Source organism: Micromonospora sp. NPDC005197 (genome assembly GCF_040608295.1).
Taxonomy (GTDB): Bacteria; Actinomycetota; Actinomycetes; order Mycobacteriales; family Micromonosporaceae; genus Micromonospora.
In genome coordinates this window covers 1-10,318 of record NZ_JBEXHY010000164.1, presented here as the reverse complement: position 1 = coordinate 10,318, position 10,318 = coordinate 1, and the positions used below count along the sequence as shown (strand labels likewise).

Annotated in this window: 9 protein-coding genes and 1 pseudogene; 3 read left to right on the top strand and 7 right to left on the bottom strand. The window is 70.9% G+C overall.

Annotation, left to right across the window (positions count from 1 at the left end; translation table 11 throughout):
- Positions 1 to 713 (bottom strand): protein kinase family protein (locus ABZU46_RS28965; RefSeq protein ID WP_354862705.1); only part of this gene is annotated, 713 nt, incomplete at its 3' end.
- 444 nt (positions 714 to 1,157) lie between these two features.
- Positions 1,158 to 2,915, bottom strand: coding sequence for a murein biosynthesis integral membrane protein MurJ (gene murJ, locus ABZU46_RS28960; protein ID WP_354862703.1), 1,758 nt, complete (start codon positions 2,913 to 2,915; stop codon positions 1,158 to 1,160).
- A gap of 126 nt (positions 2,916 to 3,041) precedes the next feature.
- Here murJ and ABZU46_RS28955 point away from each other — a divergent pair, with 126 nt between their 5' ends.
- Positions 3,042 to 4,502 carry a CCA tRNA nucleotidyltransferase gene (locus ABZU46_RS28955; RefSeq protein WP_354862701.1) on the top strand — a complete coding sequence of 487 codons (1,461 nt, stop codon included), beginning with the start codon at positions 3,042 to 3,044 and terminating at the stop codon, positions 4,500 to 4,502.
- 65 nt (positions 4,503 to 4,567) lie between these two features.
- On the opposite strand, the gene ABZU46_RS28950 is transcribed toward ABZU46_RS28955, so the two are convergent.
- Complete coding sequence (locus ABZU46_RS28950; RefSeq protein ID WP_354862700.1) at positions 4,568 to 6,100, bottom strand: SPFH domain-containing protein; 1,533 nt, start codon at positions 6,098 to 6,100, stop codon at positions 4,568 to 4,570.
- Positions 6,101 to 6,130: 30 nt separating this feature from the next.
- Positions 6,131 to 6,652, bottom strand: coding sequence for a hypothetical protein (locus ABZU46_RS28945; protein ID WP_344354343.1), 522 nt, complete (start codon positions 6,650 to 6,652; stop codon positions 6,131 to 6,133).
- Between the two features lie 157 nt (positions 6,653 to 6,809).
- Between ABZU46_RS28945 and ABZU46_RS28940 the strand changes: the two genes are divergently transcribed.
- On the top strand, positions 6,810 to 7,289 hold the full coding sequence (locus ABZU46_RS28940; protein WP_354862698.1) for a methylated-DNA--[protein]-cysteine S-methyltransferase: 480 nt from the start codon (positions 6,810 to 6,812) through the stop codon (positions 7,287 to 7,289).
- 83 nt (positions 7,290 to 7,372) lie between these two features.
- On the opposite strand, the gene ABZU46_RS28935 is transcribed toward ABZU46_RS28940, so the two are convergent.
- The gene (locus tag ABZU46_RS28935) at positions 7,373 to 8,452 is read right to left on the bottom strand and encodes an inositol-3-phosphate synthase (RefSeq protein WP_354862696.1); all 1,080 of its coding nucleotides are present in this window, start codon (positions 8,450 to 8,452) and stop codon (positions 7,373 to 7,375) included.
- A 23-nt stretch (positions 8,453 to 8,475) separates the two neighbouring features.
- Positions 8,476 to 9,111, bottom strand: coding sequence for a PadR family transcriptional regulator (locus ABZU46_RS28930; protein ID WP_354862695.1), 636 nt, complete (start codon positions 9,109 to 9,111; stop codon positions 8,476 to 8,478).
- 175 nt (positions 9,112 to 9,286) lie between these two features.
- On the opposite strand from ABZU46_RS28930, the gene ABZU46_RS28925 reads away from it, so the two are divergent.
- A complete protein-coding gene (locus ABZU46_RS28925) occupies positions 9,287 to 9,742 on the top strand; it encodes a DUF5318 domain-containing protein (protein ID WP_354862693.1) in 456 nt (151 codons plus the stop codon).
- Between the two features lie 139 nt (positions 9,743 to 9,881).
- Here the strand turns inward: ABZU46_RS28925 and ABZU46_RS28920 are convergent.
- A pseudogene (locus ABZU46_RS28920) lies at positions 9,882 to 10,318 on the bottom strand (hypothetical protein); the annotation flags it as partial.

The window sequence follows — 10,318 nt, the reverse complement described above, 5'->3', positions numbered from 1 at the left end:
ACCGCGTCCGGTATGGCGGCCCCACCATGGCCGGCGGTGGCGCCGCGCAGCGGCGCCTCGGCGTGCGGCCAGTGACCGGTCAGTGCGAAGTAGAGGACGCCGCCGACCGCCCGGATGTCACTCTCCTGGCTGTCGTCACCGTCGGTGCGTGCGTCGGCCAGGACCACGCGACCCTCGTCGCTGATCATCACGGTGCCGGGGTGGACGTTGCCGTGCACCATCCCGGTGGCGTGCACCGCGGCGAGCGCGCTCGCGACGGCGTTGCCGATCGCGGTGGCCCGCGCCGGGTCCAGCGGACCATCGGCGGCCAGGTCGCGCAACGACTGCCCGTCCACCCACTCACGGACCACGTACGCCCGCTCGGCCTCGTCGATCGCGTCGTAGACGCCGACCAGGTTGGGGTGGATGACGCGGCTGGCCGCGACAGCGGCCTGGAGCATCTCGGTGGCGGAGTCGCCACCCGGGTAGCGCAGCACCACCGCGACGGGGCGGCGCAGGATGACGTCGACTCCCCGCCATACCAGCCGACCCGCGCTGTCGTTGTTGATGTGCTCGACCAGCTCGTAACGCTCGGCGAGGATTTCACCGGCCGTGGGAGCACCGAAGGTCATGACCGGAGGAGCGCTCTCGTCCGCCTCCTGACCCTCGCCGACCTGGGTCACCCGTCCTCCCTCGGTGATCGTGTCGATCGATGGACCCGCACTGCTGGGCATGTGGCTTCCCGCTCTGCCGTCGAAGGAACCGGCCAACCGGTGTCGACGCGCAGCGTCGGCGCCTGCCGTACCCGTCGAGAGCGACCTTACCCGGGTTGCCCGTCTCCCCGACATGTCATCTTCTTGCCGTACCCGGCGGGGTGCCGGGAGTCGGGGAAGTCGTCCGGTTACGACCGTTGTCAGCCACGTTGCTGGCACATGTACTAGCCAATCTACGGCTTCACCGCAAGTGACCGACGCCGGGGCCGGGCCTGGCGTGGTGACCTCGCCAACCGCCTGTTCCCGCCGATCGGGCGACCACGCTCAGCCGTACGGTTGGTTATCCACAGGTCGATCCGGTTGTTGACCGGCGAATCGCGGAGTTATCCACAGGTGCATCCCCAGCCTGGTGATCCGTGGTCACGTTCCGTGTGGCTACGACTTTCGGTGCCCGGATCCTTGCGGTCAGCGACCGAGGCGGCGGCGGACCATGCCGACCACCTCGGTGATCTCCCCGATCCGCAGCACCATGGCGAGACCGAGGTACGTCCCACCGATCGCCGCGCCACCGATCACGAGCTGGACGATGGCCTCCAGGCGGGTCGGCGTGTCGTCGCCAGGCAACAGCTTGACCACGAGCAGGCCGACCAGCGCCGCGCCGAGTGACGCGACCAGGACCCGACCGCCGGTACGCATGATCTCCCCGAGGCCGATGCGCCCGACCCGGGGGCGCAGCAGCCAGGCGGAGCCGACCGCCGCCGCCAGGTAGGAGACCGCGTTGCCGATCATCATCCCGGCGCCGGCGAAGCTGGCGGAGAACGCCACGAAGAGCACGATCTGCACGCCGATCCGCAGCGCCACCACCGGAATGTTGATCAGCGCGGGGGTGCGGGTGTCCGGCAGGGCGTAGAAGGCGAAGGTGAAGAGCTGGCTCACCGCGAACGGAACCAGCGCCAGCGCGGCGGCGAGCAGCACGACGGAGGTGGCGGTGGCGTTGTTCTCGTTGAACGCGCCGAACCGGAACAGCGTGAACGCGATCGGAGTGGCGAGGACGGCGTAGCAGACCGCGATCGGGGCGAGCACCGCCGTGACCGTGCGGGTGCCGCGCGACAGGTCGGCGGCGACGTCGGCGTACCGGCCGTCGGCGGCGGCGGCGCTCATCCGGGGCATCAGCGCGGTGATGATCGAGACGGCGATGATCCCGTGTGCGGTCATCAGCAGCAGGAAGACGTTGTTGTAGATCAGCGGGCCGGCGGCGTTCTCCTTGCCGGCCCGGTTCAGCAGGTTGAACAGCACGATGAGGCCGACCTGGCTCACGGCGACGTAGCAGATCATCCACGCCCCGAGTCGGCCCAGCTCGCGTAGGCCGAGCGCGCGGAAGTCGAAGCGCAGCTTCCAGCGGAAGCCGACCTTGCGCAGCGCCGGCAGCAGACCCGCCGCCTGGACCGCGACGCCGAGCAGGGTGCCGCCGCCGATCAGCAGGATCCGCCCGGTGGTCATCTCCTCCGGGCGGACGATCTCCGCGCCGAACACGGCGATGTAGAGACCCGCCGTCCCGATCACCACGAGGTTGTTCAGGATCGGCGCCCACATCGGCGCGGCGAAGTGCCCCCGGGTGTTGAGCACCGCGCTGATCAGCGCGCTCAGTCCGGAGAAGAAGATCATCGGCAGCATGAGACGGGCCAGCCCCGTGACCAGCTGCGAATAATCGCCACTCGACGGGCCGCTGCCGTAGAGCCACGTCAGCGTCGAGGCGAAGGCGACCGCGAGCAGCGCCGCGACGCCGAGGGCGAGCACCGCCAGGGTGAGCAGCCGTTGGGCGTACGCCTGGCCGCCGTCGACGTCGACCTTGCGGCGACGCACCAGCACCGGAATCAACACGCTGGTGAGCACGCCGCCGAGCAGGAACTCGTAGACCATCCCGGGCAGGATCTGCGCGGTGGTGTACGCGTCACCGACCAGCGCGCCGCCGAGCGCCGCCGCGATGACCAGGTTGCGCAGGAAGCCCGTACCCCGGCTGACCAGGCTGCCGACCGCCATCACCGCGCTGTTGGTCGCGGCGCTCGCCTCGCCCACCTGCTCCTGCGGTGGGGCGGTCGACTCCATGGCCGGCTGGTTCAGTGGCTCGGCCGAAATGAACGTGGCGCCGTCGGAGGGGCGGACGTTGGCTCCCGCACCGCCGTCCTGCGCGGCGTTCGCGCTGCGGTAGAGCCCGCCGCTCATCTCCAGCCTCCCAGGGGTACGTCGAGCCGGGCGCCGACCCGCACGTCACAGACCATAGTCAACCCCTGCCCGATACCCGCGCCCGGCGGATCGGATCACACCCCGGCCCGATAAGCTGGCGATCCCATGTCCGAAGCCTCCGCTCCTCACGCCGCCGACCGCCGCGAACTCACCGCCGCGCAGCGCAACGCCGTCGCCGAACTACTCCGGGTCTCTCCGGTCGCCGACGAGTTGGGCCGCCGCTTCGTCCGCGCTGGTCACGAGCTGCACCTGGTGGGCGGTTCGGTGCGGGACGCCCTGCTCGGCCGGCTCGGCGACGACCTGGATTTCTGCACCGACGCCCACCCCGACGAGACGCTGCGGATCATCAAGGGCTGGGCCGAGTCGATCTGGGAGACCGGCCGGGAGTTCGGCACCATCGGCGCTCAGCGCGACGGCCTCCGACTGGAGATCACCACCTTCCGCGCCGAGTCGTACGACCAGGTCAGCCGCAACCCGGTGGTGGTGTACGGCACCAGCCTCGACGAGGACCTGAAGCGGCGTGACTTCACCATCAACGCGATGGCGGTCAGCCTGCCGGACCACCGCTTCACCGATCCACACGGCGGGCTGGACGATCTCTCGGCCAAGGTCATCCGTACGCCGAGCACCCCGCGTGAGTCGTTCGGCGACGACCCCCTGCGGATGCTGCGGGCGGCCCGGTTCGCCGCTCAACTGCGCTTCGCCGTGCACCCGGACGTGCACGCGGCGATGACCGAGATGGCCGCCGACCTGGACCGGATCACGGCCGAGCGGGTGCGGGACGAGTTCACCAAGCTGCTCTGCGGCGCCGACCCGATCACCGGGCTGCGGCTGCTGGTCGACACCGGGCTGGCCGAGCGGTTCCTGCCGGAGCTGACCGGCCTGAAGCTGGAGATCGACGAGCACGCCCAGCACAAGGACGTCTACGAGCACACGCTGACGGTCGTCGAGAACGCGGTCTCCTTCGAGGAGGACGGCTGCGACTTCATCCTGCGGATGGCCGCCCTCATGCACGACGTGGGCAAGCCGGCGACCAAGTCCGTCGGGCCCGACGGCCGGGTCAGCTTCCACCACCACGAGGTGGTGGGCGCGCGGCTGACCAAGGCCCGGATGAAGGCCCTGCGCTATCCCAAGGAGATCACCGCGAAGGTGACCGCGCTTGTCGCGCTGCACCTGCGTTTCTACGGGTACGGGCGGGGCGAGTGGACCGACTCGGCGGTGCGCCGCTACGTCGCCGACGCCGGTGACCTGCTGCCCCGGCTACATAAGCTGACCCGCTCCGACTGCACCACCCGCAACCGGCGCAAGGCCGCCCAGCTCGCCGCCGACTACGACGCGTTGGAAGACCGGATCGCCCGGATCGCCGCCGAGGAGGACCTGGCCCGGGTTCGCCCCGACCTGGACGGCAACGCGATCATGGAGCTGCTCGGCGTACCGCCGGGGCCGGTCGTGGGGCGGGCCTGGAAGCACCTCAAGGAACAGCGCCTGGAGCACGGCCCGCTGGACCGCGACGCCGCCGAGGCCGAGCTGCTGCGCTGGGCCCGCGCCGAAGGCCTGATCCCCTGACGTTGGCTGGCGCGGCCGGGGCGTCGCTCCCGGAGTGAGAGCGACGCCCCGATCGGCGTTACCTACTAGCGCGTCTCGACGGCCGTTCCGTCCACGGACGGGCTCTTGCCCGCGGGGGTGCCGTTGCCGCTGGGCGTGGACGCCGAGCCCAGCCGCGCCAGCAGGCCGGCCAGGTCGATGCCGGTCAGGTCGCTGCCGAGCTGCAGTCCCTGGGCGACGTTGCCGGCCACCGACTTCGTCAGCGACGACGCGCCGTCGGTGGAGATGACGGTCATCTTGTCGATCGCCCCGATCGGAGCGCTCGCCGCCTCGACCACCTGCGGCAGCACCTTGACCAGGAGGTCCAGCACCGCGGCCTCGCCGTACGCCGCGAACGCCTCGGCCTTGCGGGCCATCGCGTCGGCCTCGGCCTGTCCTCGGGCCAGGATGGCCGCCGCCTCGGCCGTACCCTCCCGCTCGACCGCCTCGGCGATCGCGGAGCGCCGCCGCTGCTCGGCCTCACCCTCCTTGGCGCCCTCGATCGCGTTCGCCTCGGCCAGCGCGGCCCGCCGGGCCCGCTCGCCCTCACCGGTGAGCCGTGCCTGCTCGGCGGATGCCTGCGCGGCGGCGATGACCGCCTGTCGCTGCGCGTCGGCGCTCAGCACCGCAGCGTTGCGGGCCGCCTCGGCCTCCTGCTCCACCTTGTACCGGGCGGCGTCGGCCGGCTTGCGCACCTCGGTGTCCAGCTGACGCTGCTTGAGCTCGGCGTTGCGCTCCGCCACCTTCTGCTGCTCGGAGAGGATCGCCTGGTCCCGCTCCGCCTGGGCGAGCGGCCCGGCCGCGGCCGACTTGGCCTTCGCCGCGTCGATCTCCGCCTGGATGCCGGCCTGCTTGAGGGCCAGGTTCCGGTTCGCCTCGGCGATGGCCTCCTCGGCGAGCAGTCGCTCCTGCTCGGCCTGCTGCCGGGCCCGCGCCTCGGCGATCGCCGCGTCCTTGAGCACCCGGGCCGCCTCGGGTCGCCCCAGATCCTGCAGGTACGAGCCCTCGGCGAGGATGTCCTGGAGTTGGAAGGTGTCGAGCACCAGACCCTGGTTGGTCATCGAGTGCTCGGCCTCCTCGGCCACGGCGCTGGCGAAGGCCGCCCGGTCCCGGATGACCTCCTCGACGGTGAGCCGGCCGACGATCGAACGCAGCGCGCCGGCCAGCACCTCCCGGGTGAAGTTGTCGATCTCGTCCTGCTGGTGCAGGAACCGCTGGGCGGCCGCGCGGATCGCGTCCTCGGTGCCGCCGACCTTGACGATCGCCACGCCGTGCAGGTCGGCGCGGATGCCCTGCTTGCTGACCGCGCCCCGGATGCCGACGTCGATCCGCCGGCTGGACAGGTCGAGCGACTGGAGCTTCTGCACCACCGGGAGCACGAAGACCGAGGCGCCCAGCACCACCTTCTGCCCGGAATTGTCGGTCGACCGGGCACCGTCGGCGGTCTGCGTGGTGCGGCCCTTGCGGCCGGTGACGATGAACGCCTCGTTCGGCCCGGCCACCTTGATCCGGGACAGAACGAAGAACACCAGGACGAGCGCGAGGAGAACCGCGCCGCCGACAGCTATCAACAGGGGCATGGAGGGGAAGTCCCGTCTGCGAGGAGGAAATCAGTAGGTTTCGACGTGCACGCTGGTCTCGCTGAGCGCCTGTACGACGAAGATCTGAGCGCCGACCGGGATCGGCTGGTCGGCGCGGGCGTTGAGCTTGACCGGCTGGCCGGCCACGCGTACCCGCACCTCGCCGTACCCGTTCACCGGCACCGGGGTCACCACCAGGCCGAGCGCGCCGACCAGGTCGTCCCGGGTGGGGGTGGGGTCGGTGCGCATGTTGCGCGCCGCCCGACTGAGCCGCGACGCCAACCACGCCGTGGGCACGGCCGCGAGCAGGCCGCCGGCCGCCGCACCCGCGATCAGCGCGGGGGTACGCGCGCCGAGCAGCTCGTTGACGATCGCCCCGCCGAAGCCGAACGCTCCGGCGAAGCCGGCGACCGTCTCGGTGGAGATCGGCCCGTCCACGTCGGCGTGCCCGAAGTGCAGCAGCTCGCTGCCGAGCAGGGCGAGTGCCAGCACCCCGACACCCGCCCCACCGATGATCAGAAAGATGAGCGTCCCCGTGGCCACGACCCGCACGGTATCGACGTGATGCAAGGTTCAACAGTCACCAAGGCGCGATGATGAGCTACCGATGCGGGTCGCTGCCGCCGCGGTCCGGCGGCTGGGGAGTGGCTTTCGGCTCGACGCTGGTAGCCGGGCCGGCGAAGGGGTCCGCGACAGGGACAATGGGTCGATGCGCTGGACAGTGCTCGACTCACCGATCGGCGAGTTCTCCGTGGCCACCGACGGCACGGGTGTCCGCGGAGCCCACTTCGGCCGCGTCGAGGGGGCGGCCGACGAGCCCGACGACGCGCTGTCCCGGCAGACCGTCGCCGAACTGAGGGCGTACTTCGCCGGCGAGCTGAGCGCGTTCACCGTGCCCGTGTCGCCTCCGCGCGGCTCCGAGTTCGAGCGGGCGGTGTGGCGGGAGATGACGCGCATCCCGTACGGCGAGACGTTGACCTACGGCGAGGTGGCGCGGCTGGTCGGGGATCCCGGGGCGGCGCGGGCGGTGGGGGTGGCCTGCAACCGCAACCCGATCCCGGTGATCGTGCCCTGTCACCGGATCGTCGGCGCGGGCGGCAAGCTGGTCGGCTTCGGCGGGGGCCTGCCGCGCAAGGTCAAGCTGTTGGAGCTGGAGGCGAGCGTCGCGCTGCGGCACGCCTGGTCCTGAGCCCGTATGTGACGGTGGGCGGAACGCGGCGAGGGCCGGGTCCCTGACGGACCCGGCCCTCGGCCGTGCTGATGCTCAGCGGGTCAGCGCTCGGCCTCGCCAGCGATGAACTCCTCCACGGCCTGGTGGGCGTCGTGGTCGGCGTACTGCACCGGCGGGGACTTCATGAAGTACGACGAGGCCGACAGGATCGGGCCGCCGATCTTGCGGTCCAGGGCGATCTTCGCGGCGCGGACCGCGTCGATGATGACGCCGGCCGAGTTCGGAGAATCCCACACCTCGAGCTTGAGCTCGGCGTTGAGCGGGGTGTCGCCGAACGAGCGACCCTCCAGGCGGATGTACGCCCACTTGCGGTCGTCCAGCCACGGCACGTGGTCCGACGGGCCGATGTGCACGTCGCTCTTGCTCATCTCGTGCGGGATCTGCGAGGTGACCGACTGCGTCTTCGAGATCTTCTTCGAGACCAGGCGGGTGCGCTCCAGCATGTTCATGAAGTCCATGTTGCCGCCGAAGTTGAGCTGGTACGTGCGCAGCAGCTCGACGCCGCGGTCCTCGAAGAGCTTCGCGAGGGCGCGGTGCACGATGGTGGCGCCGACCTGGCTCTTGATGTCGTCACCGACGATCGGCAGGCCCGCGTCGGTGAACTTCTGGGCCCACTCCGGGTCGGAGGCGATGAAGACCGGCAGGGCGTTGACGAACGCGCAGCCGGCGTCGATCGCGGCCTGGGCGTAGAACTTGGCGGCCTGCTCGGAGCCGACCGGGAGGTAGCAGACGACGACGTCGACCTGCGCGTCGCGCAGCGCCTGCGTCACGTCGACGGGGGCGGCGTCGGACTCCTCGATGATCTCGCGGTAGTACTGGCCCAGACCGTCGAAGGTCGGACCGCGCTGCACGGACACGCCGGTCGGCGGCACGTCGCAGAGCTTGATGGTGTTGTTCTCGCTGGCGACGATCGCCTCCGCGAGGTCCATGCCCACCTTCTTGGCGTCCACGTCGAATGCCGCGACGAACTCCACGGCGTTGACGTGGTAGTCGCCGAAGGCGACATGCATGAGACCCGGGACGCGGTCGTTCGGGTCGGCGTTCCGGTAGTACTCGACGCCCTGAACCAGGGACGAGGCGCAGTTACCCACACCGACGATGGCGACGCGGACGGAGCCCATAGCGTCTGCCTCCTTCTTTTCTGTCACGGCCGCTCTTTCCTGGTCTCTCCAGGTGGAGGCGGGCTGTTGTCTTCTCGTCGGCCACCGGCCGTCCCGTGCGGGACCGTCGGGGCTCGGCCGGAGCGCTCGTTGGCTATGAGCTCCTCCAGCCAGCGGACCTCACGCTCACAGGCGTCCAGGCCGTGGCGCTGCAGTTCCAGGGTGTAAGCGTCGAGGCGCTCGGCCGCCCGGCCCAGCACGTCGCGAAGCCCTTCGCGACGTTCCTCGATCTTGCGGCGGCGACCCTCCAGAATGCGCAGGCGGGTCGCCTGGTCGGTCCGGGCGAAGAACGCGAAGTGCACACCGAAACCCGTGTCGTCGTAGGTCTCGGGCCCAGCCTGTGCGATCAGCTGGGCGAAGCGTTCCTTGCCCTCCGCGGTGATTTTGTAGACCACCCGACCACGTCGGCTGGTCAGCGCGGGAACCTCCTCGGCGGTGGCGGGCGTCTCGGCAGCTTCGGTGATCCATCCCGCCGCCTGCAACCTGCGCAGGGTCGGGTAGAGCGAGCCGTAGCTGATCGCCGCCCGGATCGCGCCGAGTTTGGCGGTCAGCTCCTTGCGCAGCTCATAGCCGTGCATCGGAGACTCCTGCAGGAGGCCGAGGATGGCGAATTCGAGCACGAGCCACCCTCCCTTTACCCTCCGGCGCGGAGCGGTAACCGCCGCGATGTATCGGACCGATACATCGCACGTTAGCGGGTCGCGTGGGCCAGGGCAAACCCCCGTTCCGGGGTCCCGCCGTCACGGATCGTGACCGTGGTCGCCTCGTCGGGCCGGACCGCGTACCCTTCTCCGCATGCGTACGCAGCGCCAGGTCGTCGACTACTCGCTACAGAAGCGAGCGGTGCTGCGTGAGCTCCTGGCCGGCCGGGTCGGCACGTACGACGTCTGCGACGCGTCGCCGTACCTGAAGAACGCTGCCCGGTTCCACGGTGAACCGACCGACCGCCGCTGCCCCATCTGTCGCAGCGAGAACCTGACCCTCGTCCACTACATTTACGGGGACGAACTCAAGCAGTCCGCCGGACAGGCCCGCACACTGGCCGAGTTGCCCGTGCTGGCGATGACGCTACGTGAGTTCCAGGTCTTCGTGGTGGAGGTGTGCCTCGGCTGTGACTGGAACCATCTCGTCGAGCAGTACCTGCTCGGCCGGGACGGTCTCACGGGCGACGGCGACGGTGCTGGCGCTGGCGAGCAGAACGCGGCGGGCGCCGAGGGCGCGGGTCGGCGGAGGCGAGAGGCGCAACGGTGATCTCAGTTGGTTCGACCGGCCCCGGGGCTGTGGACATGACCCGGGACGGCCGACCAATCGTTGGTCCGATTGGCCCGATTGATACAGCAATGACCTTGGCGAGCCGGCACCCCCGTGCCGGCGTCCCGGGTGAAGCAACTCACGGCAACCCGGTGGCGGCGCAGTCGCGCTCCACCGCGACCGGCAGGGTGTGAAGAATGAACTCGTACGGCGATCCCAGTTCTGCGCGTGGGCGGGCCCAGTACCCGGGCCCGAACGGCGACCCCGGACCGGGTGCGGACGACGCGTACCGCCGACCCGGCGGTGACTCCCGCGCGGGCGGCTGGTCCGCCTCGGAGCCTGCGGCGCCCCCCGGCCGTGCCTCGGTGACACCGCCGGCAGCGGGCGGTCGCGCGTCGGTGGGCGGTTCGGCTGCCGTGCCGCCGCGCGGCGGTGCCGCGGCCGGGTCCGCATCGGTGGGCTCGGCCACGCCGGGCCGGAGCGGCCGTGCCTCGGTGCCCGTGTCGCCGGCGCCGGGTGTGGCCGCGGGCCGTGCCGGCGCGGGCCGGGCCTCTGTTCCGGTGTCCCCGGCGCCGG

Bases quoted from the DNA above. Each gene is read 5' to 3' on its own strand.
- murJ (WP_354862703.1), bottom strand. From the start codon at position 2,915: ATGAGCGGCGGGCTCTACCGCAGCGCGAACGCCGCGCAGGACGGCGGT.
- ABZU46_RS28955 (WP_354862701.1), top strand. From the start codon at position 3,042: ATGTCCGAAGCCTCCGCTCCTCACGCCGCCGACCGCCGCGAACTCACC.
- ABZU46_RS28950 (WP_354862700.1), bottom strand. From the start codon at position 6,100: ATGCCCCTGTTGATAGCTGTCGGCGGCGCGGTTCTCCTCGCGCTCGTC.
- ABZU46_RS28940 (WP_354862698.1), top strand. From the start codon at position 6,810: ATGCGCTGGACAGTGCTCGACTCACCGATCGGCGAGTTCTCCGTGGCC.
- ABZU46_RS28935 (WP_354862696.1), bottom strand. From the start codon at position 8,452: ATGGGCTCCGTCCGCGTCGCCATCGTCGGTGTGGGTAACTGCGCCTCG.
- ABZU46_RS28925 (WP_354862693.1), top strand. From the start codon at position 9,287: ATGCGTACGCAGCGCCAGGTCGTCGACTACTCGCTACAGAAGCGAGCG.